The organism is Streptomyces sp. NPDC041968, assembly GCF_055589025.1.
This window is the reverse complement of sequence record NZ_JBVJCB010000005.1, coordinates 287,050-312,835: the sequence shown is the minus strand read 5'-3', so window position 1 is coordinate 312,835 and position 25,786 is coordinate 287,050. Positions and strand designations below refer to the sequence as shown.

At 72.8% G+C, this 25,786-nt stretch carries 23 protein-coding genes and 1 riboswitch; of the genes, 9 read left to right on the top strand and 14 right to left on the bottom strand.

Annotation, left to right across the window (positions count from 1 at the left end):
- Nucleotides 1–4 precede the first annotated feature (4 nt).
- Both ACZ6EG_RS15120 and ACZ6EG_RS15115 read left to right on the top strand, forming a co-directional pair.
- Entirely contained in the window at nucleotides 5–457 is a 453-nt protein-coding gene (locus ACZ6EG_RS15120; protein ID WP_469604742.1) for a hypothetical protein, read from the top strand.
- Nucleotides 454–1,587: a glycosyl hydrolase gene (locus ACZ6EG_RS15115; protein ID WP_469604739.1), complete on the top strand. Its 1,134-nt coding sequence runs from the start codon at nucleotides 454–456 to the stop codon at nucleotides 1,585–1,587. Before ACZ6EG_RS15120 ends, ACZ6EG_RS15115 begins: the two co-directional genes overlap by 4 nt.
- 18 nt (nucleotides 1,588–1,605) lie before the next feature.
- Here the strand turns inward: ACZ6EG_RS15115 and ACZ6EG_RS15110 are convergent, their stop codons facing one another.
- From ACZ6EG_RS15110 to ACZ6EG_RS15100, 3 genes are read right to left on the bottom strand one after another with little or no spacing between them, the layout of a single operon-like run.
- Nucleotides 1,606–2,448, bottom strand: coding sequence for a polysaccharide deacetylase family protein (locus tag ACZ6EG_RS15110; RefSeq protein ID WP_469604737.1), 843 nt, complete (start codon nucleotides 2,446–2,448; stop codon nucleotides 1,606–1,608).
- A complete protein-coding gene (locus ACZ6EG_RS15105; protein ID WP_469604734.1) occupies nucleotides 2,445–3,791 on the bottom strand; it encodes a glycosyltransferase family 2 protein in 1,347 nt (448 codons plus the stop codon). Before ACZ6EG_RS15105 ends, ACZ6EG_RS15110 begins: the two co-directional genes overlap by 4 nt.
- Nucleotides 3,792–3,819: 28 nt before the next feature.
- Nucleotides 3,820–4,884: a GNAT family N-acetyltransferase gene (locus ACZ6EG_RS15100; RefSeq protein ID WP_391970018.1), complete on the bottom strand. Its 1,065-nt coding sequence runs from the start codon at nucleotides 4,882–4,884 to the stop codon at nucleotides 3,820–3,822.
- A gap of 284 nt (nucleotides 4,885–5,168) precedes the next feature.
- Here ACZ6EG_RS15100 and ACZ6EG_RS15095 point away from each other — a divergent pair, with 284 nt between their 5' ends.
- Complete coding sequence (locus ACZ6EG_RS15095) at nucleotides 5,169–5,978, top strand: HAD family hydrolase (RefSeq protein WP_391970017.1); 810 nt, start codon at nucleotides 5,169–5,171, stop codon at nucleotides 5,976–5,978.
- Between the two features lie 77 nt (nucleotides 5,979–6,055).
- Here the strand turns inward: ACZ6EG_RS15095 and ACZ6EG_RS15090 are convergent, their stop codons facing one another.
- Complete coding sequence (locus ACZ6EG_RS15090) at nucleotides 6,056–6,547, bottom strand: transglycosylase SLT domain-containing protein (protein ID WP_391970016.1); 492 nt, start codon at nucleotides 6,545–6,547, stop codon at nucleotides 6,056–6,058.
- A 5-nt stretch (nucleotides 6,548–6,552) separates the two neighbouring features.
- A riboswitch (cyclic di-AMP (ydaO/yuaA leader) is annotated at nucleotides 6,553–6,720 on the bottom strand.
- 739 nt (nucleotides 6,721–7,459) lie between these two features.
- Between ACZ6EG_RS15090 and ACZ6EG_RS15085 the strand changes: the two genes are divergently transcribed.
- The 4 genes from ACZ6EG_RS15085 to ACZ6EG_RS15070 all read left to right on the top strand — a co-directional run bounded on the left by ACZ6EG_RS15085 (nucleotide 7,460) and on the right by ACZ6EG_RS15070 (nucleotide 11,953).
- On the top strand, nucleotides 7,460–8,470 hold the full coding sequence (locus tag ACZ6EG_RS15085) for a polyprenyl synthetase family protein (protein WP_356609173.1): 1,011 nt from the start codon (nucleotides 7,460–7,462) through the stop codon (nucleotides 8,468–8,470).
- A gap of 361 nt (nucleotides 8,471–8,831) precedes the next feature.
- Nucleotides 8,832–10,052 carry a LolA family protein gene (locus tag ACZ6EG_RS15080; RefSeq protein WP_469604728.1) on the top strand — a complete coding sequence of 407 codons (1,221 nt, stop codon included), beginning with the start codon at nucleotides 8,832–8,834 and terminating at the stop codon, nucleotides 10,050–10,052.
- A 37-nt stretch (nucleotides 10,053–10,089) separates the two neighbouring features.
- Nucleotides 10,090–11,076 (top strand): ABC transporter ATP-binding protein, encoded by a 987-nt coding sequence (locus tag ACZ6EG_RS15075; RefSeq protein ID WP_391970014.1) that lies wholly within the window; start codon nucleotides 10,090–10,092, stop codon nucleotides 11,074–11,076.
- Nucleotides 11,063–11,953 (top strand): ABC transporter permease, encoded by an 891-nt coding sequence (locus ACZ6EG_RS15070; RefSeq protein ID WP_391970013.1) that lies wholly within the window; start codon nucleotides 11,063–11,065, stop codon nucleotides 11,951–11,953. Before ACZ6EG_RS15075 ends, ACZ6EG_RS15070 begins: the two co-directional genes overlap by 14 nt.
- Here the strand turns inward: ACZ6EG_RS15070 and ACZ6EG_RS15065 are convergent.
- Nucleotides 11,943–12,536, bottom strand: coding sequence for a flavodoxin family protein (locus ACZ6EG_RS15065; protein WP_391970012.1), 594 nt, complete (start codon nucleotides 12,534–12,536; stop codon nucleotides 11,943–11,945). The two genes, ACZ6EG_RS15070 and ACZ6EG_RS15065, sit on opposite strands and share 11 nt — an antisense overlap.
- 238 nt (nucleotides 12,537–12,774) lie before the next feature.
- Here ACZ6EG_RS15065 and ACZ6EG_RS15060 point away from each other — a divergent pair, with 238 nt between their 5' ends.
- Entirely contained in the window at nucleotides 12,775–14,223 is a 1,449-nt protein-coding gene (locus ACZ6EG_RS15060; protein WP_391970011.1) for a tetratricopeptide repeat protein, read from the top strand.
- A gap of 30 nt (nucleotides 14,224–14,253) precedes the next feature.
- On the opposite strand, the gene ACZ6EG_RS15055 is transcribed toward ACZ6EG_RS15060, so the two are convergent.
- On the bottom strand, nucleotides 14,254–15,210 hold the full coding sequence (locus ACZ6EG_RS15055) for a M28 family metallopeptidase (protein WP_391970010.1): 957 nt from the start codon (nucleotides 15,208–15,210) through the stop codon (nucleotides 14,254–14,256).
- A 149-nt stretch (nucleotides 15,211–15,359) separates the two neighbouring features.
- Nucleotides 15,360–15,830, bottom strand: coding sequence for a VOC family protein (locus ACZ6EG_RS15050; RefSeq protein WP_469604721.1), 471 nt, complete (start codon nucleotides 15,828–15,830; stop codon nucleotides 15,360–15,362).
- A gap of 21 nt (nucleotides 15,831–15,851) precedes the next feature.
- Between ACZ6EG_RS15050 and ACZ6EG_RS15045 the strand changes: the two genes are divergently transcribed.
- Complete coding sequence (locus ACZ6EG_RS15045; protein ID WP_391970008.1) at nucleotides 15,852–16,475, top strand: CGNR zinc finger domain-containing protein; 624 nt, start codon at nucleotides 15,852–15,854, stop codon at nucleotides 16,473–16,475.
- A 21-nt stretch (nucleotides 16,476–16,496) separates the two neighbouring features.
- Here ACZ6EG_RS15045 and rarD read toward each other — a convergent pair whose 3' ends face one another.
- The 7 genes from rarD to ACZ6EG_RS15010 all read right to left on the bottom strand — a co-directional run bounded on the left by rarD (nucleotide 16,497) and on the right by ACZ6EG_RS15010 (nucleotide 25,717).
- The gene (rarD, locus tag ACZ6EG_RS15040) at nucleotides 16,497–17,543 is read right to left on the bottom strand and encodes an EamA family transporter RarD (RefSeq protein WP_469604717.1); all 1,047 of its coding nucleotides are present in this window, start codon (nucleotides 17,541–17,543) and stop codon (nucleotides 16,497–16,499) included.
- 139 nt (nucleotides 17,544–17,682) lie between these two features.
- Nucleotides 17,683–18,537 carry an SDR family oxidoreductase gene (locus ACZ6EG_RS15035; protein ID WP_469604714.1) on the bottom strand — a complete coding sequence of 285 codons (855 nt, stop codon included), beginning with the start codon at nucleotides 18,535–18,537 and terminating at the stop codon, nucleotides 17,683–17,685.
- Nucleotides 18,538–18,731: 194 nt separating this feature from the next.
- The gene (locus ACZ6EG_RS15030; RefSeq protein ID WP_391970005.1) at nucleotides 18,732–19,823 is read right to left on the bottom strand and encodes a 2-oxoacid:ferredoxin oxidoreductase subunit beta; all 1,092 of its coding nucleotides are present in this window, start codon (nucleotides 19,821–19,823) and stop codon (nucleotides 18,732–18,734) included.
- Nucleotides 19,816–21,753 (bottom strand): 2-oxoacid:acceptor oxidoreductase subunit alpha, encoded by a 1,938-nt coding sequence (locus ACZ6EG_RS15025; protein ID WP_469604710.1) that lies wholly within the window; start codon nucleotides 21,751–21,753, stop codon nucleotides 19,816–19,818. The genes ACZ6EG_RS15030 and ACZ6EG_RS15025 overlap by 8 nt, the downstream gene beginning before the upstream one ends.
- Nucleotides 21,754–22,012: 259 nt before the next feature.
- Nucleotides 22,013–22,684 carry a response regulator transcription factor gene (locus tag ACZ6EG_RS15020; protein ID WP_356609148.1) on the bottom strand — a complete coding sequence of 224 codons (672 nt, stop codon included), beginning with the start codon at nucleotides 22,682–22,684 and terminating at the stop codon, nucleotides 22,013–22,015.
- Between the two features lie 301 nt (nucleotides 22,685–22,985).
- Nucleotides 22,986–24,362 carry a sensor histidine kinase gene (locus ACZ6EG_RS15015; protein ID WP_469604706.1) on the bottom strand — a complete coding sequence of 459 codons (1,377 nt, stop codon included), beginning with the start codon at nucleotides 24,360–24,362 and terminating at the stop codon, nucleotides 22,986–22,988.
- Between the two features lie 128 nt (nucleotides 24,363–24,490).
- The gene (locus ACZ6EG_RS15010) at nucleotides 24,491–25,717 is read right to left on the bottom strand and encodes a sensor histidine kinase (RefSeq protein ID WP_469604703.1); all 1,227 of its coding nucleotides are present in this window, start codon (nucleotides 25,715–25,717) and stop codon (nucleotides 24,491–24,493) included.
- Between the last annotated feature and the right edge of the window lie 69 nt (nucleotides 25,718–25,786).

Sequence of the window (25,786 nt, the reverse complement as noted above, 5' to 3'; positions counted from 1 at the left end):
AGTGATGACACCCCAGGACCTCGTGATCCGGATGCTGCCGCCGTTCGGCGGCTGGTTGGCGCTCGCCGCGCTCGCCCTGCCCGGCGGCTCGCCCCTGCGCGGCGCCGCGGTGGCGGCCTTCCTGGCCGTCGGCCCGGGCGCCGCCCTGGTCGGCGTCTGCGGCCCCGCACTGCGGGCCCGCCGTGCCGAGGGCCCGGTGGAACGCCGGGACACGGACTTCGAACGCCACTCCGAGCTGCTGGAAGGGCTGATGCTGGCCGTCCTGCTCAGCGTGGCCGCGGCGATGCTGGTCGCCACGGTGCTCATCGCCGCGCGGGCCTTCAGCGGGGACCGTGTGCTGCTGACGCTGACCCTGCTGACCACGCTCGCCGCGTTCTGCCCCCGCCTGCGCCCCTCCCCGACGCCCAGGACGGCGCCGGGGGCGGCGCCGAGGACACGGAAAGGTTCCACTCTGTGAGGTTCGCCCGTCCCGCCCGCCGCACGTCCGCGGACCCGACGACGACCGGACAGCACCGCCGCCTTGGAGCCCCCGGGGCCCACGGCAGCCGGCGCCGGCTGCTGATCCTGTCCGTCACGGCCACCTGCGCGGTCCTGATCGCGGTGCTCGCCCTGCGCGACGCCTCCGGCCCGGCCGGCCCGGCCGGTGACGAGGAGTGCCGGCCGACCGCGCTCCTCGAACCCCCCTGCGGCGCCTGGTTCGGCGCCTTCGTGCCGCACGACAAGTCCGACCTGGCCGAGAAGGTGCACGCCTACGAGCAGCAGGTCGGCCGCGGGCTCGACATCGTCTACACGTACCACGACATGTCCGCGGTCACGGAGACCCGGCTGGAAGGACAGCTCCTGACCGAGCAGGAACAGCGCGTCGGCGCGGACCGCATGCTGCTGCTCTCCTGGGAGAGCAAGTGGTGGGGCGGTACGAGGGAGCAGCAGCCCACCTGGAAGCAGATCGCCGCCGGCGAGCTGGACGACACCGTGATCGACGTCCAGGCCCGGCGCATCGCGGAGTACGGGCAGCGCACGGGGAAGAAGGTGTTCCTCTCCTTCGACCTGGAGATGGACACCCGCACCCCGGACAACGGCACCCCGGCCGACTACGTGCGGGCCCACCGGCACATCCACGACCGGTTCCGCGAGCTGGGCGTCGACAACGTCGTGTGGACCTGGATCATCACCGGCTACCTGGACCACGCCGACCTGTTCGAGCGGATGTACCCCGGGGACGAGTACGTCGACTGGATCGGCTACAACCAGTACAACTACTACCTCTGCCACCGGGCGGACTGGCTGAGCTTCGCGCAGACCCAGCACGCCACCCACGACTGGATCCGCGCCCACCTCACCGACGACAAGCCCCTGATGCTCTCGGAGTTCGGCAGCGCGTCCGACCCGAAGCGCCCGGACCGGCAGGCGGACTGGTACGCGCAGGTGCCCCGGGTGCTCAAGGACCTGGAGGGCGTGAAGGCCGCCCTCCAGTGGAACTACCGCGACCCGGGACCCCACTGCGACCTCGCCGTGGCGGGCGACCGGTCGTGGGCGGCCCTGCGCGAGGCGGCCGCCGACCCGCACCTCAACCAGCCGCGGGGCTGACGGCGGCGCGGGTCGCGGTCACCCCGCGAACTCCGGCCCCCGCACCACGGCACGCCCCCGCCGGTACCAGCGCCAGGCGACGGTCCTGGGCCCGTCCCGGTAGGGGGCGATGCGGGCGCCCCCTCCCGCCAGCCACGCCTGGACGTCGGCGACCGTGTGGCTCCGCCGCACGATGAGCCGGGCGATGCGGTACCGCTCGTCCCGGTCCGAGCTGAGGGCGTGCCGCACGGCGGTCGCCGTCTCGTACCCGGCACGGGCCGACGAGGCCCGCACCCGCGCGCTGTTGTAGCCGTGCGGGTAGGCGAGATGGCGGACCGGGTGTCCGAGCGCGTCCTCCAACACCGCCTTGGAGTCGCGCAGTTCACGGGCGAGCCCCTTGGCCGACAGGGTGTCGAGCTGGGCGTGGGTGACGGTGTGGCTGCCGATCTCCATGCCGGAACGTTCCAGCTCCGTCACCGTGTCCAGGGCCATCATCGGAGCGGGCGGCAGCAGACTGCGACCACCCGGTGCGATGGCCCCGGTGGTGAGGTACGCGGTGGCCGGCAGCCCGCGCCCGGCCAGCGCCTCGGCCGTGGGACCGGGCAGGTCGGCGAAGCCGTCGTCGAAGGTGAGCAGGACGGGCCGGGCCGGCAGCACCGCCCTCCCGGCCAGATGGTCCGCGAGCACACTGATGGTGACGGGTGTCCGGCCGCTGTCGACGATCGCGTCCAGGTGCGCCGCGAACTCCCTGGGAGGAACGGTGAACTCGGCGATCCAGGATGGCGGGTCGTCCATCACCGCGTGGTAGAGGAAGACGGGTATGTGCCCGGCCGCCGCCCGTACGCCCCCGCGCGCCCCGCCCATTCCCGCACCCTCGTTCATCCCGCCTCCCGTCCGACCGTGCGCAGGGCGCGACGGGCACGCAGGTAGCCGACGGGCCCGTACAGCATGCCCCGCAGCTGCAACCGTGCCAGGCGCCGCGGCCAGGGGTGTGTACGGGAGTCGTGCCCACCCGGCGCCCCCGCCGCGGGACCCGCGCCACCGGCGGCGGGACCACCGGCCGCGGTCGCGTCGGCGGCGCGCGCCCCGGCCGCACGGACGGCGGTCAGCGCCCGCGCGTGCGCGAGCCCGCCGGGCACCCGGGCGAGGAAGGCGGGCAGCAGCGCGGGCCGGTTCACCAGGATCGCCGTGAGGTAGGCGGTGAGGCCCGCGCCGTAGCCGTACGCCTGGGTCTCCAGGTCCCGCCAGGTCTCCCGGTGGTGGTGCCAGACCAGGGCCGAGGGGGTGTAGCGCAGCCCGTGCCCCTGGGCGAGGACGCGGACGAAGCCGTAGAGGTCGTCACCGCCCCGGGCCCGGGTGCCCGCGCCGGTCGCCGGGTCGAAACCGCCGACCGTGCGCAGCACCTCCGTACGGAAGGCCATGTTGGCGCCGGAGCCGAAGCGTCCCGCGGTGAACGGGAACAGCGGCTCGTCGGCGGGTGGGTGCCGGGGGTCGTAGGTCCGGGGGGCGAAGCCCTTGGCGAAGCCGCCGTGGCTCTCCAGCAGCACCTGGGCGGGGGTGCCCAGCCGCGCGGGCAGGATCAGCCCCGTGGCGCAGCCCAGGCGCGGGTCGGTGGTGAAGGGCGCGGTCAGCTCGCTGAGCCAGCGCGGGTCCGCGACCACGTCGTCGTCGGTGAAGGCGACCACCTCGGCGCGTACGGCAGCGAGCCCCCGGTTGTGCGCGCTCGCCAGCCCGGGGACCGGTTCGCGGACGTACCGCACCCGTTCCCCGTACTTGCGCTCGACCAGGTCCCGGGTCTCCTCGGTCGCGGGGGCGTTGTCGACGACGACGATCTCGAAGTCCGGGTGGTCCTGCGCGAGCAGGGAGTCCAGCGCGCGGGCGAGCTGGTCCGCGCGTTCCCGGGTGGCGACCACGACACCGGCGGACGGCGGCGCGGACGGCGGCGCGGGCGTCGTCCCGCCGAGCACCTCCCGGGCGAGCGCCGCCAGCACCTCCGTGGGATCGGCGCCCTCGGGCACCTCCCCGAGCAGTGTCCCCACCGGCCGCCCCGCCCGCCTGACCAGGAGGAACACCGCCCCGGACGCCACCGGCGCGCTGCCCGGCCCCGGTCTCAGCACGGGGCCCTCGTCACCGAGGTCCAGTTCGGCGACCTGCACCGGCCCGATGCTCAGGAACTCCGCGATCTCCCGCCGGGTCTCCTGCCGCGCACGCCGTGCACCGGCCATGCGCCCACCCCCTCGTGGTTGCCCTTGGTCATGACCGGCGCAGCCGGGCCGCGCCCCTGAGCGTCCGTACCGCCAGCGAGGCCAGCCGGGGACGGTCGCGCACGAAGCCGTGCGCGCGGCGGGCCGGTTCGCGGCCGAGCCGGTGCAGCGCGGCGCCCGCCCCCGGGCGCGTGGCGGCGCCCTCGTACACGGGCATTCCACCGGTCCTGAGCGCGTCCTTGTACTCCGCCGCACCCCGGCCCAGGTCCAGCAGGCCGATCCCCCCGGCGGCGGCCGCCTCGGCCATGCGCAGATGCAGGACCAGCCCCGGCGAGTACTTGGCGAAGGACGGGTCGTAGGCCGGGAACCAGCACGCCAGGACCGTCGCCGAACGCAGCCCGAAGTGGGCGGCGACCGGCCGGCCGCCGGCGTAGAGCACGGACAGCGTGCCCGTGCACTCCGGTGCCCGGGTCTCGGCCAGCCGGGCCACGAGCCGGGTGATCCACTCCCGCGCGAACCGGTCCCGGCGCCCCGTCCTGCGGTACTGCGCCGACTTCCACGCCACCAGCGTGCGCAGGGCGGCCGGCTCGCGCTCGTCGAACACGAAGCGCACCTCCCCGGCCTGGCGGCCGAGCCTGCGCTCCTTGGCGAGCGTGGTCTTCAGGAACTTCGGCGACCGGACGCGCAGCGCGCTCTCGTACGCCTCGTACCCCTGCGCCACGTCGACGACGTACGTGGTGTGTTCCTCCGCCGCGAACGGGACGAACAACGCCTGGTCCGCCTCCAGGTTGTCGAAGGCCAGGCTCGACAGGGAACAGGCCCTGAGCAGCCGGCGGGTGTCCGGGACGAGTCCCTCGCGCAGCACCGCGCCCTGGCAGTCCGAGACCCCGAGCCCGATCGCCCGGCCCTGACCCAGCGCGCCGCGCTCGTGCGGCAGGAAACCGGCCGCCTCGCCGCCCTCGTACACCACGGCCACCCGCGCCCGCGGCCGTACCCGGCCCACGACGTCGGTGAACTCCGGCTCCATGAAGGGACTGCGGGGCGCCGCCGACTTGGCGCGCAGCTCGCGCCAGTGCTCCCGTTCCCCCTCGCCCAGCTCCTCCGGCCTGAGCACGCGCACACGTCCGCCGTTCAACCCGACCCCCCGATCAAGTCCCCCTGGACAACAGGAAGGTACCCCCCGGGGGGCCCGGCCGGTAGGCGGCGGGCCATCTTGTTGCCAATCGGTGCACAGGCCTTGAACCGGCCTTAGGGGAGATGTGCCAGGTTCCGGACACGAACGTGCGTCCTCGCGCGTACTTGCGCCCTACTCGTGCGCACTCGTGCCGTACTCGCGCGTCCTCGTTCGGATGCGATCGCGGGTGAGTCGGACAGGTCCGGTGTCCGTATTCTCTGATCATGGACCGCACCGCGTATTCACTCGTCGCCACCGACCTCGACGGCACGCTGCTCCGCGGCGACGACACCGTCTCCGACCGGTCGCTGGCCGCGCTGGCACGGGTGGCCGAGGCGGGTGCGCGACACCTGGTGGTGACCGGCCGGCCGGCCCCCCGGGTCCGGTCCCTGCTCGACCGTCTCGGCTGCACGGGGCTCGCGGTGTGCGGACAGGGCGCGCAGGTGTACGACGCCGGCGCGCACCGGATGCTGTGGTCGGTCACCCTGGACCGGGAGCTGGCCGAGACCGCGCTCGGCAAGATCGAGGCCGAGGTCGGCCAGGTGCACGCCGCCGTCGACCAGGACGGCGTGGACGGCCTCACGCTCATCGAGCCGGGGTACCTCATGCCCCATCCGACGCTGCCCGCGGTACGGGTCGAGCGGCGCGACGAACTGTGGGAGGCGCCGATCAGCAAGGTGCTGCTGCGCCATCCCGACCTCGGCGACGACGAGTTGGCGGCGACGGCGCGCGCGGTGGTCGGCTCCCTCGCCACGGTCACGATGTCCGGGCCCGGGACGGTGGAGCTCCAGCCGTGCGGCATCACCAAGGCGACCGGCCTGGCGCTGGCCGCCGAGCACCTCGGGCAGAGCCGGCGGCGGACGATCGCCTTCGGCGACATGCCCAACGACATCCCGATGTTCCACTGGGCCGCCCGCGGTGTCGCCATGGCCGACGCCCATCCCGAACTCAGGGCGGTGGCGGACGAGGTCACCCTCACGAACGAGGACGACGGCGTGGCCGTCGTCCTCGAGCGGATCTTCGGTACCTCCTAGCGCGGCCGCCGCCGCGGGGGGCACCCCCATGTGCGAGTCAGTACGACTCAGTACGACTCGGTACGACGCAGTACGGCTCAGTACGCGCCGAAGACGTTGTCCATCGAGCCGTACCGGTCGGCCGCGTAGTTGCAGGCCGCGGTGATGTTGGCGACCGGGTCGTACGGGTCCCAGGAGGTGCCGGGCACGTGGTACGCCTGGAAGGTCGGGTCGATCACCTGGAGCAGGCCCTTGGACGGAGTGCCGTTGATGGCGTTGATGTCCCAGTTGTTGATCGCGAGCGGGTTGCCGGAGGACTCCCGCATGATGTTGCGGTGGATGCCCTCGTAGGAGCCGGGAATGCCGTGCTGCGCCATGACGTCGAGCGACTCGCGGATCCAGCCGTCGAGCGTGTTCGGGTACGTGGTCGCGGCGGTGGCGGCGGCCGGGGCGGCGGCCGGGGTGGCGGCGGACGCGCCGGTGGCGCCGATGAGCGGCAGGGCGAGCACGGCGGCGCCGGTGCCGGCGACGGCGAGCTTGCGGGCGATGCGGGCGGTCCGGGCGTGACGGTTCTGACCGTTGGCAGACATGCTTGAGTCCCTCTCCTTACGCCTGCGAGGTGAGCTGTCGGGTTCGGGCGGGGAGGTGCCCGGCCGCGCCCTGACGGGTACGGCTTCACCCCGAGCCGCTCCGGTGGTGACCGGTGCGGCGACTTACCTGGGTCCCCCGCTCCTGCCTGCGAGTTTGTTGGTGGATGACTGTGCGTTCGGGCGGTGGCAGGATTCGGCGTCCGCCCGACAGGCCGGGAACGTATGCGAGAGCACATGTCCGGAACAAGTGCAGGAATCACCCAACACTCCTGTTGACCTTGATCTGGGGTGTTTGGGGTGCTTGATCCTTTGCGTCTGCCAAGCCTCAACTGGCTTGCGGGGCAAAGGGAGGACACAGTCGGCGACGCGGTTGCTCACAGGGGGGACGGAGTGAGCCAACTCACGGGGCTCAACAAGAGCGGCAAATCGGGCATTAATCCCAACTGTGCGCCAACCGGCCGCGGGTGGGGAGTGCGGTGCGGAACGGCTCGCCGGTTCTGCCACCCCTCGGACGGCGCCGGCCGTCGCGCGCTCCCCTGTGGGGGCCGCCCTCAGGGCCCCGTCCCGTCCGGTGTTCCCGTGCACTGTGCGGGCATCCGTTCGGCACGGGAGGGGGTGTGCCGAGTGGGTGACGTTCTCGGAGTGCGGGCCGTTGGGAGGGGTGATGGGATCTTCCGTGGCGGCTCCCGGTCCGCTCGTGCTCCGGGCCGCGTCCCTCCAGCGATGTCGATCAATATCTGCTCATATCGCCTGATCAAAAACTTGCCGCGCATGATCCGATACCGACCGGCCTGTAACGGTGGGCGCTAGCGGTGATCGAAACGTGACCGGATACGCTGACTTGAGTGGTGGCAGCGACCTATCGACAAACCAGGTAATCGCCAGTAGACACCAGCAGACAGGAGACCCCTCGTGACCGTCGTCGGGCCGTTCGGGCTGAGCGTGCGGGACCAGGCTCTGGAAGCCGATGTCCAGGCCGGATTGGTTGCTGTCGAGGAAGGGTTGCTCGAGGCAACCAAGAGCGAGGTGCCCTTCATCACGGAGGCCGCCCAGCACCTGGTGCGGGCGGGAGGCAAACGGTTCCGCCCGTTGCTGGTGATGCTCGCGTCCCAGTTCGGCGACCCCTACGCCCCCGGCATCGTGCCCTCGGCGGTCGTCGTGGAGCTGACCCACCTCGCCACGCTGTACCACGACGACGTGATGGACGAGGCCGCCGTACGGCGCGGTGTGCCCAGCGCGAACACCCGCTGGGACAACTCGGTCGCGGTCCTCACCGGCGACTTCCTGTTCGCCCGCGCCTCCCAGATCCTCGCCGACCTCGGCCCCGAGGCGGTCCGCGTGCAGGCCCTGGCCTTCGAGCGGCTGGTGACCGGCCAGATCCTGGAGACGGCGGGCCCGCAGGACGGCCGGGACCCGGTCGACCACTACCTGGACGTGCTGGGCGGCAAGACGGGATCGCTGGTGGCCGTCTCCTGCCGGTTCGGCGCGATGATGTCCGGCGCCGACGAGACGGTCGTGGACGTCCTGACCCAGTACGGCGAGCGGCTCGGGGTCGCCTTCCAGCTCGCGGACGACGTCCTGGACATCGCCTCCGACTCCCACGAGTCGGGCAAGACGCCCGGCACCGACCTGCGGGAGGGCATTCCGACCCTCCCGGTGCTGCGGCTGCGCGAGCGGGCGGCCCGGCTGGGGCTGGCCGAGGACGTCGCCCTGTGCGAGCTGCTGGACTCCGACCTGAGCGACGACGCCCGGCACGCGGAGGCACTGCGCCTGCTGCGCGCCCACCCCGCGCTGGAGCAGGCGCGCCGGGACACCGTCCGGTACGCCGAGGAGGCCCGGGCGGCGCTGGCCCCGCTCAAGGAGTGCGACGCGAAGACCGCGCTGGTGGAGCTGTGCGAGGCCGTGGTGCACCGGGCCGGCTGAGCCTCGCCGGCCGGGTCGGCGCCGTCACGCGTGCCGGTGCCGGTATCGCTGCCCGGTAGGGGCCGCCCGTGAGGGCCGGTCGGCAGCGGGATGGCGGCGCACCCGCTTCCGCGGGGGCGCGTGCACCGGACGGTGCACCCCACCCCTACGGGCCGGGGGAGTCGCCGCCCCTGCGTCTCATCCCGCAGGAGTACGCGGAGTTGAGCCCGCGGTCTGACGCTTCCGCCCGGCGTATTTGGTCAGATGGTCACTACGGAAAACACCAATCCTCACCGATTCGGGTGAGAATGGCGGCTCACGGGTGAGAGAACGAGTGCGAGGTCGCGAGACAGCCGCCGCCGACGACGGAGGTAGGGCACACATGGCACCGATCGATTCCGACGACAACACGACCGCCGCCGGGGAGGGCGAGGAGACGCGCGCCGGACGGCGAAAGGCCGCGCGGTACGTCGTCCCGGTCGCGGTGATGGGAGTGGCGGCCGCGACGATCGGCCTCGTCCCCGCGCTCGCCGACTCCGGGGACCCCGACCTCCCGAAGATCACGGCGGAGCAACTGCTGCAGAAGATCGCCGAGTCGGACGTCGAGCAGCTGTCCGGCACCGTCAGGATCAGCACGGATCTGGGCCTGCCGGACCTCGGCGGCCTGGAGAGCGGCCTGCTGTCCGGGATGTCGGGTGGCCCCGGCGCCGGGGCCGACGGCGACGAGGACGGCTCCGCCGCCGACCCGTCGGCCAAGCTCACCGGGCTGGTCTCCGGCACCCACACGCTGCGGGTCGCCGCCGACGGCCCCGACCGGCAGAAGCTGTCCCTGCTGGAGAACGCCGCCGAGTACAGCCTGATCCACGACGGCAAGGACGTCTGGGGCTACGACAGCGCGTCCAACGAGGTCTTCCACTCCACCGCCCCCGACACCGCCGGCCAGCGGGAGAAGGAGGTGCCGGTCACCCCGAAGGACTTCGCCGACCAGGCACTCAAGGCGGTCGACGACACCACCTCGGTGACCGTGGACGGCACCGCGCAGGTGGCCGGCCGGGATGCCTACCGGCTGGTGATCAAGCCCAAGCAGTCCGGGTCCACCGTCGGTGCCGTCACCGTCGCGGTGGACGCCGGGACCGGTATGCCGCTCAAGTTCACGCTGACCCCGGCGAGCGGCGGCGCCGCCGTCGTGGACGCGGGCTTCACCCAGGTCGATTTCGCGAAGCCGGACGCGTCGACGTTCGACTTCACCCCGCCCAAGGGCGCGAAGGTCACCGAGGGTGACGAGGCGGCCGGGGCGCCGGAGCGGGGACACCGGGCCGGGGGCGGTCTCGCGGAGGGGGCGGACGGCCTGGAGGTCCTCGGGGAGGGCTGGAACGCGATCGCCACCTTCGACACCGGCGGCCAGGGCCTGCCCACGGCTGCCGCGGGCGGTGGCCTCGGCGGCTTCCTGGGCTCCTTCGGCGACCAGGTCAAGGGCGACTTCGGTACCGGCACGGTCTTCAAGACCCGCCTGGTCAACGCCCTGATCACGGACGACGGCCAGGTCTACGCCGGTGCCGTCACCAAGGACGCGCTGGTCAAGGCGGCCGACGCCGCGAAGTAGCGGCACCGCCGTCCCCGTACGACAGGAGAGGGAGCCGATGGCCCGACCGGCCGCCGCGCAGCCGGAGCGCCCGGACCGGGGGAGCGTGGAGGACGCCGTCATCGCCACCCGCGCGCTCACCAAGCGCTACGGCGGCGGACACCTCGCCGTCGACGGTCTGGACCTGACCGTCCCGGCGGGCAGCGTCTTCGGCTTCCTCGGCCCCAACGGCTCCGGCAAGACCACCACCATCCGGATGCTGATGGGGCTGATCGAGCCGACCTCGGGGACGGCGCGCGTGCTGGGCCGGCCCGTGCCGCGCGCCGCCCGCACCGTGCTGCCCCAGGTCGGGGCCCTCATCGAGGGCCCGGCCCTGTACGGCTTCCTCTCCGGCCGCGACAACCTGCTGCGCTACGACGCCGCCGACCCGACCGCCGACCCGCGCACCCGGCGCGAGCGCGTCGCCGCGGCGCTGGACCGGGTCGGCCTCGCGGCCGCCGCCGGCAAGAAGGCGAAGGCGTACTCGCTCGGCATGAAGCAGCGGCTCGGGCTCGCCGCGGCGCTGCTCCAGCCGCGCCGCCTGCTCGTCCTGGACGAACCGACCAACGGGCTCGACCCCCAGGGCATGCGCGAGATCCGTGCCCTCGTGCGCGAACTGGCCTCCGACGGCACCACCGTCTTCCTCTCCTCCCACCTGCTGGACGAGATCGAGCAGGTGTGCACGCACGCCGCCGTGATGGCCCAGGGGCGGCTGATCACCCAGGGCCCGGTCGCCGACCTGGCGGCGGGGGCACGCGGCCGGCTGGTGGTGACCACCCCGGACGCGGGGGAGGCCGCGCGGGTGCTGAAGGAGCAGGGGGCCGCGGACGTGCTGATCGCCGAGGACCGGGTGAGTGCGGAGCCACCCCCCGACGGCGACCTCGCCGATCTGAACGCGGCGCTGGTGTCGGCCGGGGTCCGCGTCCGGGGCTTCGCGGTGGAGCGGGCCTCGCTGGAGGACGCGTTCGTGGCGCTCACCGGGGAGGGTTTCGATGTCGCGGGCTGAGGCGCCGAGTGCGGTGCGTGCACCGAGCCCGCTGTGGACCTTCGGGCTGCTGAGCAGCGAGCTGGGGATCACCTTCCGGCGCTGGCGCACCCTCGCCCTGCTGGGCGTGCTGGCCGCCGTGCCGGTCCTGGTCGGCATCGCCGTGAAGATCGAGACGAGTGACGGCGCGTCCTTCGGCGGCGGCGGAGGCGGTGGCGGCGGTCAGGGGCCGGCCTTCATCTCGCAGATCAGCAACAACGGTCTCTTCCTGGTCTTCACCGCGCTCGCCGCGACCCTCCCGTTCTTCCTGCCGATGGCCGTCGGTGTCGTCGCGGGCGACGCGATCGCCGGCGAGGCGAGTGCGGGCACGCTCCGCTACCTGCTGGTCGCCCCGGCCGGCCGTACCCGGCTGCTGCTCGCCAAGTACGCCACGGTGATCGCCTTCTGCCTCGCCGCCACCCTGGTCGTCGCGGTGTCGGCGCTCGCGGTCGGGGCGCTGCTGTTCCCGGTCGGCGACCTGGTCACCATCTCCGGCACCCGGATCACGTACGCCGAGGGCCTGGGGCGCGCGCTGCTGATCGCCCTGGTCGTCGCCGCCTCGCTCCTCGGCGTCGCGGCCCTCGGCCTGTTCGTGTCGACCCTGACCGGCAGCGGCATCGCGGCGATGGCGACCACGGTCGGGCTGCTGATCACCGTCCAGATCCTCGACCAGATCCCGCAGCTCGACGCGGTGCAGCCGTACTTCTTCTCGCACTACTGGCTGTCCTTCGCCGACCTGATGCGCGAACCGGTGTACTGGGACGACCTGGTGAGGAACCTGGGCCTCCAGGCCCTCTACGCCGCGGTGTTCGGTTCGGCGGCCTGGGCCCGGTTCACGACGAAGGACATCACGTCGTAGCCGTGTCCTCGTACGGGAAGCGGGCGAGTGGCGCCTCCCGCGCGAAGAAGGTCTTGGCGCGGGTCAGCGCGTCCGTGTCCCGCAGGACGTCCCCGGGCCTGCTGCCGTTGCCGAGCAGCACCCCGCCGAAGCGCATGCCCATGTAAGCCGCCGAGTTGTTGAGGCTGCCGATCAGCGGGTCGGCGACCTCCTGCTCCTCGTGCGCGAGCGCGGTGACGCCCCACAGGGTGCGGCCGGACAGGGTCTCCTTGAAGTCCAGGCCGGGGGTGCGCAGCCAGCCGGACCAGTGGTCCAGGTAGCGCTTGACCGGGGCGGACAGCGAGTACCAGTACAGCGGCGAGGCGATCACGAGGTCGGTCGCGTCGAGCGTCGCGTCGAGCAGCAGACCGGCGTTTCCCTCGGTGGGGCGTGTGTGGTCGCTGTCGTGGCGCAGGTCCGCGAACTCGGGCAGCGGATGCGCGGCCAGGTCGATCCATCGCTGCTCGACGTCGGACGGCAGCTGTTCGGCGGCGCGCCGGGCGAGCAGTTCGGTGTTGCCGTCGGGACGGCTGCTGCCCAGCAGGAAGAGGAAGCGGCGGGTCATCGGGTCCCCCAGAACGATTGTCGTGAGCGGATACCAGCACCTGCATTATATGCGTACGCATCTATCTGTCCATGGGTCTCTCCGGAGTGACCCCTGGAACGAGCCTGTGACACCCCGGTGACGCGCGCAGGGCGAGTGGGCGGAGAGACTCGTCAGCAGGTGTACGACGGGCATGACAGGCTCTGGACGGTACGGGAACCGAAACCGCCGACGGAAGCCGCAGATGAGTGGGGGAACGATGTCTCGACTCGGTCGCGAGGAGCAACGGGACCACGAGGGCGCCGAGCCCCCGGTCGCCCCTGCGGCGACGCCGATCGAGGTCCGCGTGCCGGCGGCGGGGCCCGGCGCACGCAGTGCCTCGGTCGACGGCGCGGTGGTCGTCGCGGCGCCCGGTGAGGAGATCCAGAACGCCGTCCTGAACCGCCTGCACCGCCTCGCCCTCGCGGTCGGCGCGCCGGTCCTCGCCACGATCCACGACGAGCGCATCGGCTGCTCCGTCCCCCTCCGGGTCGATCCCGACGGCTCCAGCCACCTCGCCGCGGAACCGGTCCCGACGGGCCCCGCGGAGAGGCCCGTACGACGGGACCGGTCCACGCACGTGCTGCGCGCGGTGGAACCGCTACGGGACGGCGCCCCCACGGCCCACCGGCCGACGGGGCCCGAGGAGCGGCGGACGCCGGCCGGTGATGCCGCGCCGACGTCCACCCCGCGCGCCCCGGCCGCACCGGCGGGGGCCCCGGCGCCCGGTACGGTCGCGGCGCCGACGGGGGTCTTCGGGCCGCCGCCCCGGATGGACGGCGGTGCCACGACCACCGGGGCCGCGCGCCCCCGGCCCGCACCGGGACCGGCCGCCGCATCCGGGCTGACGATCACGCGCGCGTCAGCGGTCACGCCCCCGCCGGTGTCGCCTCCCGGGCGCGCCCCGGCGTTCGGGTCCACGCCCACGCCGGCGCCCGTCGCCTGGCCCGAGCCGGTCCACGACCGTGAGCCCGAGCGGTACCAGGCGTCCGGGTCACTCCACGTACCCGAGCCGGAGCCCGAGCCGACCACGGCCTCCGAGCCGTCGTGCGGCCCCGCTCCCGTTCCCGTTCCCGTCATCGACCTCGGCCTCGCCGCCGCGGCCGAGCCGGCGCCCAGGTCCGCCCCCACCCCGGCCCGCGGCTTCGACGCCGTGGCCGAGGCCGTGCTCGGGGACGGGCCGCTCACGGCGCCCGGTGACGCCACCGCCCCCTCGCTCCTCGCGGAGCCGACCGGCCGTATCAACGAGGCCGTCAAGGAGGGGCGTACGGAAGAGGCGGCCCGGTTGGCCGAGCAGACCGTGGCGGAGGCGTCCACGACGCTGGGGCCGGAGCACCCCGAGGTGCTCCGGCTCCGCGAACTCTCCGCCTACATCGCCTACTTGTCCGGCGACCCCGACCGTGCCTTCCATCTCTCCATGGACCTGGCCCGGATACACCGCCGCGCGGGCGACGCCGAGGCCGCCTACGGCAACGTCCGCAGCGCGGCCACCGCCTGGCGGGCCGTACGCGACCCGGAACGGGGCCTGGAGCTGGGCCGCGAACTGGTCGGCCTGTGGAGCGAACTCGCCGACGAGGAGGGCCCGGCCGCGGACGACGCCGAGGAGTTGCGGACCGCCCGCAACCGCATGGGCCGCCTCACCGAACGGGCCCGCGCCGCGACCGGCTGACCGGACGGCTTCCGTGCCGGGCCGTCCGCTCTAACGGGACAGCTCCCACATCGCGTACGCGATGGCGTCGCTGTTGCGGTTCAGGGCCGTGTCGTTGATGTTGGCCGTCGTGTCGCAGGACGAGTGGTAGCAGCGGTCGAAGGGCTGGCCCGCGGTGCCGCCCCACTTGGCCGCCTGCGCCGACGTCTTGCGGTAGTCGGCCCCGCTGAACAGGCCGCCGACGGGGACGCCCGCGTTCTTGAACGGCGCGTGGTCGGAGCGGCCGTCGCCCTCGGTCTCGATCTCCGTGGAGACGCCGAGGCCGGCGTAGTAGTCCTTGAAGGTCTTCTCGATGGTGGGATCGTCGTCGTAGACGAAGTAGCCGGGGTTGGGGGAGCCGATCATGTCGAAGTTCAGGTAGCCGCTGATCTTGGCGCGGCCCGCCGAACCGAGGCTGTTGACGTAGTAGCGCGAGCCGACCAGACCCAGCTCCTCCGCGCCCCACCAGGCGAAGCGCAGGTGCTTGGCGGGCTGGTGGCCGGAGCGGGCCACGGCGAGGGCGGTCTCCAGGACGGCCGCCGAGCCGGAGCCGTTGTCGTTGATGCCGGGGCCGGAGGAGACGCTGTCCAGATGTGACCCGGCCATGACAACCTGATTCGCGTCGCCGCCCGGCCAGTCGGCTATCAGGTTGTAGCCGGTGCGCCCGGAGGCGGTGAACCGCTGGACCGTGGTGGTGAAGCCGGCCGCGTCCAGCCTGGCCTTCACGTAGTCGAGCGAGGCCTGGTAGCCGGGGCGGCCGTGGGCGCGGTTGCCGCCGTTCGCCGTGGCGATCGACTGCAGCTGGGTCAGGTGCGCCTTGACGTTGGCTACGGGTATGTCGGGAGCCGCGGCGACGGCCGCGGGGTGCTCGGAGGCGGAGGCCGCGCCGGCCACCGAACCACCGGTCATGAGGGTGGCGACCGCGACGGCGCCGGCCGTCAGGGAACGCCCGGAAAGGGGGAGCTTCATGTGGGGGGCTCCGGATTCCTAGGGAGGCCCTGGGGAGGGGACTCCGCAGTGAATGGGGTGCCTGGATGGTGTGGCCGGGACTGACCCGGCGTCAAGACCGGTATCCGGCCACCGCGTTGCGGATATCGGGAGCCCCTGGCCGGCCCGCCCTAGTGGACGCAGAACTCGTTCCCCTCCGGGTCCGCCATCGTCACCCACTCCCCGCCCTGCTCCTTCACCTGCCGCAGGACGCTCGCCCCGAGCGCCTCCAGCCGGGCGACCTCCGCCTCGCGCTGCCCCTCGCCCGGGTGCAGGTCCAGGTGGAGCCGGTTCTTGCCGGTCTTGACCTCCGGCACGCGCTGGAACAGCAGGCGCCGCCCCAGTCCGGCACCGCTCTCCTCCTGGTACGGATCGTCCGGATGCCGTACGGCGGCCAGGTCCCGCCAGGCGCGGCGGCCGTGGGACTCGACGGTCGACTCGGCCGGTACGGCCCCGAAGCCCAGCAGTTTCCCGATGAGGGCGCTGTTGTCCTCCACCTCGTAATGGAGGGCGGCGGCCCAGAAGTCCGCCTGCGCGTGCGGAGCCGCGGCGTCGATGACGATCTTGAAGTGCACGGGGGCGGGTGACGAGGTCGATGTCATGTAACCAGTTATACTGGTTATGTGAGTGAGTGGACGGCGACATCGCCGAAAACACCCCCCGGGCTGACGCTCGTGACGCGTGAGGGCAAGCCGTACCGCTTCGACCCGGGAGCCCTCTGCCTCGAACTGCTGACGACCGGCGGCCCGGGCGACTACGCGCGCTGGGAGGTCCTGCACGAGCCCGCGGACCTGGTGGACTGGGCCGGGCGCAGCCGGCTGCCGGGTGGGCTGGAACCGGCCGTGGACCACGCGGACGTGCGGCGGGCCCGGGACCTGCGCGACGCCCTGTTCACGCTCACCGTGGACCGCGCGCACGGACGGCCGCTCCGGCCGGGCGCCCTGGAGACCGTCAACGCCGTCGCGGCCGAGCCCTCGCTCGTCACCCGCGCCGAACCGGACGGCACCCGGAGCTGGGCCCCGGGCGCCACGGGTGTCCGCCTGCTGTCGACGGTCGCGCGCGACGCGATCGAGCTGTTCACCGGCCCGTACGCGGACCGCATCCGCGAGTGCGGCGCCCACGACTGCCTGCTGCTCTTCGTGGACACCTCGCGCCCCGGGCGCCGCCGCTGGTGCGCGATGGAGCACTGCGGCAACCGCGAGAAGGCGCGGGCGCACCGCGCACGGCGGACGCCCGACGCGCTCTGATCCGACGCCGGGCGGGAAGGGCTACGGCCTCGCCACCGGCGCGTCCCGCTGCTCGGGGCCGGCAGGGCCGGAGGCGGGCGTCCCGGAGGCCACGATCCCCGACTCGCGCTCGGCACCCGCCTTCACCGGCGGCACCCCGGTGCCCGTCCGGCCGAGCTGCGCCCTCAGCGCCCGGGCGGTGCGGCGGACGGTGCGCAGGGCGTCCCAGGTGAGCAGCGTCAGCGCCAGCCAGACCAGCGCGAAACCGGCCCACCGTTCGGGCGGCATGGCCTCGCCGAAGTAGAGGATGCCGAGCAGGAACTGGAAGACCGGGGCGAGGTACTGCAGCAGCCCCAGCGTGGAGAGCGGCACCCGGATCGCCGCCGCGCCGAAGCAGACCAGCGGGATCGCGGTGACCACGCCGGTCGCGGCGAGCAGGGCCGTGTGCCCCGCGCCCTCGGTGGTGAAGGTGGAGTCGCCGCGGGCGCCCAGCCACAGCAGGAAGCCGAGCGCCGGCAGGAACTGGATCGCCGTCTCGGCGGCCAGCGACTCGACGCCGCCGAGGTTGACCTTCTTCTTCACCAGGCCGTACGTGGCGAAGGAGAAGGCGAGGCAGAGGGAGATCCACGGCGGCCGTCCGTAGCCGACGGTGAGGACGATCACGGCCGCGGCGCCGGTGCCGACCGCCGCCCACTGCACGGGCCGCAGCCGCTCCTTGAGCAGCAGCACGCCCATCGCGATGGTGACCAGCGGGTTGATGAAGTACCCGAGCGAGGCCTCGACGACGTGGCCGCTGTTCACGGCCCAGATGTAGACACCCCAGTTGACGGTGATGACCGCGGCGGCCACGGTGATCAGCCCCAGCTTCCGCGGCTGCCGCAGCAGCTCACCGGCCCAGGCCCAGCGCCGTACGACCAGCAGGGCGACGGCGACGAAGGCGAGGGACCACACCATCCGGTGGGCGAGGATCTCCCCGGCCCCGGCGGGCTTGAGCAGCGGCCAGAACAGCGGGACGAGGCCCCACATCCCGTAGGCGGCGAAGCCGTTCAGCAGGCCTATGCGCTGTTCGCTCCTCGACGACCCGGCCACGGGCACCTCCTTCTCGCGCTGTGGCATGCCGGGGCGGACGCATGCCACGACGAAGGTAGCGCCGCACCCGGCCCTCTGTCATGCCCGTATCGGCATACGGTCATGACAGGCGGCGGCCGGGCGGGGTCGTCGGCGGGTGTCAGGCCTTGAGCGCGGCGGAGACGGCCTCGGCGAGCGGCGTGGTCGGGCGGCCGGCCAGCCGGGACAGGTCACCGGTGGAGACGATCAGTTCACCCTTCTCGATGGCACCGTCCACGCCCGCGAGCACGGCGGCCAGCGGCCCGGGGAGTCCGGCGCCGGTGAGGATGTCGGCGTAGGCCTCGGTGGAGACCGGGGTGTAGACGATCTCCTGGCCGGTCTGCCGGCTCAGTTCGGCGGCGTACTCGGCGAAGCCCCAGGCCTCGTCGCCGCCCAGCTCGTACGCCTTGTTCTCGTGGCCCTCGCTGGTCAGTACGGCGACGGCGGCGGCCGCGTAGTCGGCGCGGGAGGCGGAGGAGATCCGGCCCTCGCCGGCCGCCTGCACCACGGCGCCGTGCTCCAGGACCGGGGCCAGCTGCTCGGTGTAGTTCTCGTGGTACCAGCCGTTGCGCAGCAGCACGTACGGCAGGCCCGAGCCGACCAGGACGTCCTCCGTCGCGCGGTGGTCGTCGGCGAGCGCGGCCGTGAGGCTGCTGGGGGCGCTGGTGTAGGCGAGCAGCGCGACACCGGCCTTCCGCGCCGCCTCGATCACGACCGTGTGCTGCTGGACACGGCCCTTGTCGAACTCGTTGCCGGAGATCAGCAGGACCCGGTCGCCGGCGGTGAACAGGCCGTCGAAGGTCTCGGGGCTGTTGTAGTCGGCGACCGCAAGCCGGACGCCGCGGGCGGCGAGGCCGGCGGCCCGGTCCCGGTCGCGGACGACGGCGGTGATCCGGTCGGCCGGCACCTTCTCCAGCAGCTGCTCCACGACGTGGCGGCCCAGGTGTCCGGTGGCTCCGGTGACGACGATGTTCATGGCTTCAGTACTCCTTGTGGGGGTGCGATGCCATTGACCCTACGGTGTGCGCTAACTAAGCAGCAGTGCCCACTTTGAAGTAAGGTACTTACCTTCTGGTTAGCGCCCCGGTTCTGAGGTGCCTGCGGACCGGCGTGGGCATGCGAGAGGCCCGGGCGTTCCCGCCCGGGCCTCACGGTCGTGCGCCGCCGGTGTCAGCCGACGACCGTCCAGGTGTCCCCGCCGGCGAGCAGCGCGGCGAGGTCGCCCTTGCCGTCCCTCTCGACCGCGGTGTCGAGCTGGTCCGCCATCAGCGTGTCGTAGACCGGCCGCTCGACCGAGCGCAGCACACCGATCGGCGTGTGGTGCAGGGTGTCCGGGTCGGCGAGCCGGGACAGGGCGAAGGCGGTGGTCGGGGACGCGGAGTGGGCGTCGTGGACCAGGATGTCCGCCTCGTTGGCCGCCGTGACCGCGACGACCTCCAGGTCGCCGGTGGCCGGGTCGCGCACGACCCCCTTGGAACCCTCGCTCCCGAAGCGGATCGGCTGCCCGTGTTCGAGCCGGATCACCGCCTCCTCGGCCTGCTGCCTGTCCTTGAGGGCGTCGAAGGCGCCGTCGTTGAAGATGTTGCAGTTCTGATAGATCTCCACCAGGGCCGTCCCCGGGTGCTCGGCGGCCTGGCGCAGCACCTCGGTGAGGTGCTTGCGGTCCGAGTCGACGGTCCGGGCGACGAAGGACGCCTCGGCGCCGAGCGCGAGGGAGACCGGGTTGAAGGGCGCGTCCAGCGAACCCATCGGGGTCGACTTGGTGATCTTGCCGACCTCGGAGGTGGGGGAGTACTGGCCCTTGGTCAGACCGTAGATCCGGTTGTTGAACAGCAGGATCTTGAGGTTGACGTTGCGGCGCAGGGCGTGGATGAGGTGGTTGCCGCCGATGGACAGCGCGTCGCCGTCACCGGTCACGACCCACACGGACAGGTCGCGGCGGGAGGAGGCGAGCCCGGTGGCGATGGCGGGGGCGCGGCCGTGGATCGAGTGCATCCCGTAGGTGTTCATGTAGTACGGGAACCGGGAGGAGCAGCCGATGCCGGAGACGAAGACGATGTTCTCCCTCGCCAGACCCAGCTGGGGCATGAAGCCCTGCACGGCGGCGAGGACGGCGTAGTCGCCGCAGCCAGGGCACCAGCGCACCTCCTGGTCGGACTTGAAGTCCTTCATGGACTGCTTGCCCTCGGCCCGGGGGACCAGCTTCAGTGCCTCGACCGTGCCGGTGCCGACCGGTTTCTCTTCCGTGGACGTCTCAGCCATCGATGGCCTCCTTCAGGACCGTGGCGAGCTGTTCCGCCTTGAACGGCATGCCGTTGACCTGGTTGTACGACTGGGCGTCGACCAGGTACTTCGCCCGGACGAGCGTGGCGAGCTGGCCGAGGTTCATCTCGGGGACCACCACCTTGTCGTACTCCTTCAGCACCGCTCCGAGATTGCGCGGGAACGGGTTGAGATGGCGCAGGTGCGCCTGCGCGACGGCGTGACCGGCGGCGCGCAGCCGGCGCACGGCCGCCGTGATCGGCCCGTACGTCGAACCCCAGCCCAGCACCAGCGTCCGCGCGCCGTCCGGGTCGTCGACCTCCAGGTCGGGGACCTCGATGCCGTCGACCTTGGCCTGCCGGGTGCGGACCATGAAGTCGTGGTTGGCCGGGTCGTACGAGATGTTCCCGGTGCCGTCCTGCTTCTCGATGCCGCCGATCCGGTGCTCCAGGCCCGGGGTCCCCGGCACCGCCCAGGGACGGGCGAGGGTGTGCGGGTCGCGCTTGTAGGGCCAGAACACCTCGGTGCCGTCGTCCAGGGTGTGGTTGGCGGTGTGCGTGAACTGCACCGCGAGGTCCGGCAACTCGTCCGGCTCCGGGACGCGCCACGGCTCGCTGCCGTTGGCCAGGTAGCCGTCCGAGAGCAGGAAGACCGGGGTGCGGTACGTCAGCGCGATCCGGGCCGCCTCCAGCGCGGCGTCGAAGCAGTCGGCCGGGGTGCGCGGGGCGACGACCGGGACCGGCGCCTCGCCGTTGCGCCCGTACATCGCCTGGAGGAGGTCTGCCTGCTCCGTCTTGGTCGGCAGGCCAGTGGACGGCCCGCCGCGCTGGATGTCCACGACCAGCAGCGGCAACTCCAGCGAGACCGCGAGCCCGATGGTCTCGCTCTTGAGCGCCACCCCCGGGCCGCTCGTGGTCGTCACGGCCAGCGAGCCGCCGAACGCCGCGCCCAGCGCCGCGCCGATGCCCGCGATCTCGTCCTCGGCCTGGAAGCTCCGCACACCGAATTTCTTGTGCTTGCTCAGCTCGTGCAGGATGTCCGAGGCCGGGGTGATGGGGTACGAGCCGAGGAAAAGCGGCAGATCGGCCTGGCGGGACGCGGCGATCAGGCCGTAGGACAGCGCCAGGTTCCCGGAGATGTTGCGGTACACGCCCGGCGGGAACGCCTGCGCCGCCGGCGCCACCTCGTAGGAGACCGCGAAGTCCTCCGTGGTCTCACCGAAGTTCCAGCCCGCCCGGTAGGCCGCGATGTTGGCGGCGGCGATGTCGGGCTTCTTCGCGAACTTCGTCCGCAGGAACTTCTCCGTGGCCTCCGTCGGCCGGTGGTACATCCAGCTCAGCAGCCCGAGCGCGAACATGTTCTTGCTGCGCTCGGCCTCCTTGCGGGTGAGGTCGAACTCCTTGAGCGCCTCGACGGTCAGGGTGGTCAGCGGCACCGGATGCAGGTGGTAGCCGTCGAGCGAACCGTCTTCGAGGGGCGAGGTGTCGTAGCCGACCTTCTGCATCGCCCGCTTGGTGAACTCGTCCGTGTTGACGATGATCTCCGCGCCGCGCGGCACGTCGTCGATGTTCGCCTTCAGTGCGGCCGGGTTCATGGCGACCAGCACGTTGGGGGCGTCACCGGGGGTGAGGATGTCGTGGTCGGCGAAGTGCAACTGGAAGGACGAGACACCCGGCAGGGTGCCGGCGGGCGCCCGGATCTCGGCCGGGAAGTTCGGCAGCGTCGACAGGTCGTTGCCGAAAGACGCCGTCTCCGAGGTGAAGCGGTCGCCGGTGAGCTGCATCCCGTCGCCCGAGTCCCCCGCGAACCGGATGATCACCCGGTCCAGCCGGCGGACGTCCTTCGCCCCGACCGGTTTGCGCTGCGCTCCCACGACGGTCTCGTCGGTTCCGTCGGCCTGCTCCGCTGGGCTGCTGACCTGGCTGGTCACTGAACTGGACCTCCCTCGAGGCGGCTGTCCCGGGGACCGGTCGCTCACCGGCCGTCCCAGGATCAACCCTACGTCCGCAAGGGTTTACTTCCGGTGGACATTCGCATGATGGACACGACTCTCCGGGCGGCCCGCCGCCCCGGCGACCCACGGTTCGCGCACCCCGCGCCACGCGTGGCGACGCGCCCCGCACCGGCCCCGTTCCTCACTCGTTCGGATGAGACGCAGGTCGGCGCCGGTGAGCCGCCGGTGGACCGCGTCAGGAGTTGAGGTAGGTGAGGACGGCGAGCACCCGCCGGTGGTCCCCGTCGCTCGGGGACAGGCCCAGCTTCATGAAGATGTTGCTGACGTGCTTCTCGACCGCCCCGTCGCTCACGACGAGCTGCCGCGCGACCGCCGAGTTGGTCCGGCCCTCCGCCATCAGGCCCAGCACCTCGCGCTCCCGGGGGGTCAGCCCCGCCAGGACGTCCTGCTTGCGGCTGCGCCCGAGCAACTGCGCGACCACCTCCGGGTCCAGGGCCGTCCCGCCCCGCGCGACCCGCACGACCGCGTCCACGAACTCCCGCACCTCGGCCACCCGGTCCTTGAGCAGGTAGCCGACCCCGCGGCTGGAGCCGGCCAGCAACTCCGTGGCGTAGCGCTCCTCCACGTACTGCGACAGCACCAGCACGCCGAGACCGGGGTGCGCCTTGCGCAGCTGCACCGAGGCGCGCACGCCCTCGTCGGTGTGGGTCGGCGGCATCCGTACGTCCGCCACCACCACGTCCGGCAGCTCACCCTGCGCGTCCAGTTCGGCGATGGTCTTGATCAGCGCCTCCCCGTCGCCGACGCCGGCCACGACCTCGTGCCCGCGGTCGGTCAGCAGTCGGGTCAGCCCCTCTCTGAGCAGCACCGAATCCTCGGCGATGACCACCCGCACCTTGTCCTCCACGATCTCGGCCCCCCAAGCCCGTCCACCGCACGGCCCGCGCGGCCCACGCCGCGTCCACGAACCGTCCGTGCGACAGGTCCAGCATCCCAGGATCGGGGGCCGGATGCGTCGGGGCAGCGGGAAGAGGGCGGGAGGAGCGGGGCGGAAGCCCGGACCGGCCGCCCTGCGACGGCTTTCCGGTCACGTCGCCCGGGCCGGGGGAGGCGGCGGACGGTTCCTGCGACGTCGTCCCGGGGGCCGGCCCCCGGGACGTCCGACCGGCCGGCCCGGCCGGCGTCTCGCGCGGCGGCCCCGCGCCCGCTCACCTGGCGGCCGGCTCGCTCCGCCAGGGCAGCTCCGCCGTCACCCGCGTCGGTCCGCCGGCCGGCGAGTCCACGACGAGGATGCCGTCCACCGCGTCGAGGCGCTCCGCCAGACCCGCCAGGCCCGACCCGGCCGACGCGTCCGCGCCGCCCACGCCGTTGTCCACGACCTGGAGCATCAGCCGGTTCCGCACCCGCCACACCTCCACGGCGGCGGACGTGGCCCGGGCGTGCTTGCTGATGTTCTGCAGCAGCTCCGACACCGTGAAGTACGCGATCCCCTCGATGGCCGACGCGGGCCGCTCCGTCAGGTCGACCTCCACCCGCACCGGCACGGTGCACCGCGACGCGACCGCCGACAGCGCCGCGTCCAGGCCGCGGTCGGTCAGGACCGCCGGGTGGATGCCCCGGGCCAGGTCCCGCAGCTCCTGGAGAGCCGTCTTCACCTCGCCGTGCGCCTCGTCCACCATGACCGCCGCCGCCCGCGGGTCCTCCCGCAGCTTCTCCTTCGCCAGGCCGAGGTCCATGGCCAGGTTGACCAGGCGGGCCTGCGCCCCGTCGTGCAGGTCGCGTTCGATGCGCCGCAGGTCCGCCGCGGCCGTGTCGACGACGACCCCGCGGTCCGACTCCAGCTCCACGACCCGCGTCGCCAGCCGGGACGGGCCCAGCAGCCCGTGCACCATCAACCGGTCCACCGTCGTCAGCGCCCGGACGATCCACGGGGTGGCCAAGGTGATCAGCAGGCCGACCAGCGCGGTCAGGGTGATCTCGAAGGGGTTGTCCAGGTAGATGCTGTGCGTCTCGTCGCCGTACAGCTGGATCCCGTCCTGCCCGGCCCACATCGGGAACACCCAGAACCACAGCGGGTACGTCAGCATCGCCCACCCGACCGTCCAGAAGTTCACGGCGACGACGAACGAGAACACCGACCACGGGAACTGCAGCACCGCGTACAGCAGGCTCCGCCACGAGGCGCCGCTCTTGAGCACGGCTCCCATCCATCCCATCGCGCCCTGCTTCCGCCGGCGCAGCGGCTCCGGGTCGGCCACCTGGAGACCCAGCAGGGCGCGGGCCCGTGCCCGTTCCATCGCGCCGAAGCCCCGGCACCCGGCGAGCGCCGCCGCCAGCACCGGGACCCCCAGGAACGTCACCAGCAGGCCGGCCCCCAGCGACACCATCGTGACGGCGTAGGTGAAGAGCAGGATGCCGACCGGCAGGCCCAGCAGCACATAGCCGAACTCCCGCAGGCTGCGCCCCTCGAAGGGGGCCCGCAGCCCCGCCGGCAGCCGGTGGCGTCGCGCCTCGGCGTCCCCGGCGTCCCCGGCGAGACGGGGCCCGCCCCCGAACCCGTAACCCTGTCCGTAATCCGTGGCCATCGGTGCCGTCCTTCTCCTCGTCCTACGGCTCTGCTGTCGCAACTCCACCCTCCTGCACCGCACACCCACGGGCCATGGAGCCCGTCGGCGTCTCGGGAGGGGGGTTTTCCCCACCCCCGCTCGGTCACCTACCTCGTGCCGGAGGCGGGCGCGTCGTCGGCGGCCGTGCGGTCGCGCCAGGGCAGCTCGGCCGTGACCAGGGTGGGGCCGCCCTCCGGCGAGTCGACGACGAAGAGCCCGTCGACGGCCGTCAACCGCTCGGCGAGGCCCTTCATCCCGGTCCCGCCGTCGAGGCTCGCGCCGCCGCGACCGTCGTCCCCCACCTGGATGAGCAGCCGGTCGGAGGACCGCCAGACCTCCACCGAGGCGGACTTCGCCCCGCTGTGCTTGCTCACGTTCTGCAGCAGCTCCGAGACGGTGAAGTAGGCGATGCCCTCGATGGCCGCCGCCGGGCGCTCCGCCAGGTCGACGGTCACCGTGACCGGCGAGGTGCAGCGGGAGGCGACCGAGGAGAGCGCCGCGTCCAGACCGCGGTCGGTCAGAACGGCCGGATGGATACCGCGCGCCAGGTCCCGCAACTCCTGCAACGCCAGCTTCACCTCGCCGTGCGCCTCGTCGACCATGGCCGCGGCGGTGTCCGGGTCCTCCAGGAGCTTCTCCTTGGCCAGCCCCAGCCCCATGGCCAGGTTGACCAGGCGGGCCTGCGCCCCGTCGTGCAGGTCGCGCTCGATGCGCCGCAGGTCCGCCGCGGCCGTGTCGACCACGATCCCCCGGTCCGACTCCAGCTCGGCGATGCGCCGCTCCAGCTCGTCGGACGGGGACAGCAGCGCGCGCACCATCGCCCGGTCGGCGTTGGCCAGACCCCGCGCGATGAACGGCAGGACCGGCCACAGCACGAACAGCGAGGTCAACGTGATGACGAAGGTGAGGATGCCCCAAGGAAGCCGTATGAAGTCGTACAGGACCGTGCGCCAGCCCACCGGGTCCTTCAGCGCCATCCACAACCGGGGCAGGAAGCCGTCCCCGCTCCGGCGCGGCAGCCGGCTCGGCTCGTCCACCCGCACCCCGAGCAGCGCCCGGGCCCGCGCCCGCTCCAGCCTGCCCAGCAGCCGCGCACCCATCAGCCCCACCGCCAGCAACGGGAAGCCGACCACCGTCACCGTCAACCCGACGCCGACGGACAGCATCGTCACGACGTAGACGAAGGCGAGCAGCGACACCGGGAAGTTCGCCAGCAGATGGGCGATCTCCTTCCAGGTGTGCCGGTCGTAGGCGAAACGGGCCGGCGGCAGGCGGTCACCGGGCGCTGCGCCGGGGTACCCGTCGGAGGGCGGTGTCGAGAGGCGTTCGGTCATACGGGTCAGCGTGCCGTGCGCCGGGGCCCCGCGCCATGAGGTGGGCCGCCAGGACGCACTGAGGAAAAC

What these genes read in the sequence shown, in the direction of transcription:
- ACZ6EG_RS15120 (WP_469604742.1), top strand. Translation starts at nt 5, where the DNA reads ATGACACCCCAGGACCTCGTGATCCGGATGCTGCCGCCGTTCGGCGGC.
- ACZ6EG_RS15110 (WP_469604737.1), bottom strand. Translation starts at nt 2,448, where the DNA reads ATGAACGAGGGTGCGGGAATGGGCGGGGCGCGCGGGGGCGTACGGGCG.
- ACZ6EG_RS15105 (WP_469604734.1), bottom strand. Translation starts at nt 3,791, where the DNA reads ATGGCCGGTGCACGGCGTGCGCGGCAGGAGACCCGGCGGGAGATCGCG.
- ACZ6EG_RS15095 (WP_391970017.1), top strand. Translation starts at nt 5,169, where the DNA reads ATGGACCGCACCGCGTATTCACTCGTCGCCACCGACCTCGACGGCACG.
- ACZ6EG_RS15090 (WP_391970016.1), bottom strand. Translation starts at nt 6,547, where the DNA reads ATGTCTGCCAACGGTCAGAACCGTCACGCCCGGACCGCCCGCATCGCC.
- ACZ6EG_RS15080 (WP_469604728.1), top strand. Translation starts at nt 8,832, where the DNA reads ATGGCACCGATCGATTCCGACGACAACACGACCGCCGCCGGGGAGGGC.
- ACZ6EG_RS15075 (WP_391970014.1), top strand. Translation starts at nt 10,090, where the DNA reads ATGGCCCGACCGGCCGCCGCGCAGCCGGAGCGCCCGGACCGGGGGAGC.
- ACZ6EG_RS15070 (WP_391970013.1), top strand. Translation starts at nt 11,063, where the DNA reads ATGTCGCGGGCTGAGGCGCCGAGTGCGGTGCGTGCACCGAGCCCGCTG.
- ACZ6EG_RS15065 (WP_391970012.1), bottom strand. Translation starts at nt 12,536, where the DNA reads ATGACCCGCCGCTTCCTCTTCCTGCTGGGCAGCAGCCGTCCCGACGGC.
- ACZ6EG_RS15060 (WP_391970011.1), top strand. Translation starts at nt 12,775, where the DNA reads ATGTCTCGACTCGGTCGCGAGGAGCAACGGGACCACGAGGGCGCCGAG.
- ACZ6EG_RS15055 (WP_391970010.1), bottom strand. Translation starts at nt 15,210, where the DNA reads ATGAAGCTCCCCCTTTCCGGGCGTTCCCTGACGGCCGGCGCCGTCGCG.
- ACZ6EG_RS15050 (WP_469604721.1), bottom strand. Translation starts at nt 15,830, where the DNA reads ATGACATCGACCTCGTCACCCGCCCCCGTGCACTTCAAGATCGTCATC.
- ACZ6EG_RS15035 (WP_469604714.1), bottom strand. Translation starts at nt 18,537, where the DNA reads ATGAACATCGTCGTCACCGGAGCCACCGGACACCTGGGCCGCCACGTC.
- ACZ6EG_RS15030 (WP_391970005.1), bottom strand. Translation starts at nt 19,823, where the DNA reads ATGGCTGAGACGTCCACGGAAGAGAAACCGGTCGGCACCGGCACGGTC.
- ACZ6EG_RS15015 (WP_469604706.1), bottom strand. Translation starts at nt 24,362, where the DNA reads ATGGCCACGGATTACGGACAGGGTTACGGGTTCGGGGGCGGGCCCCGT.
- ACZ6EG_RS15010 (WP_469604703.1), bottom strand. Translation starts at nt 25,717, where the DNA reads ATGACCGAACGCCTCTCGACACCGCCCTCCGACGGGTACCCCGGCGCA.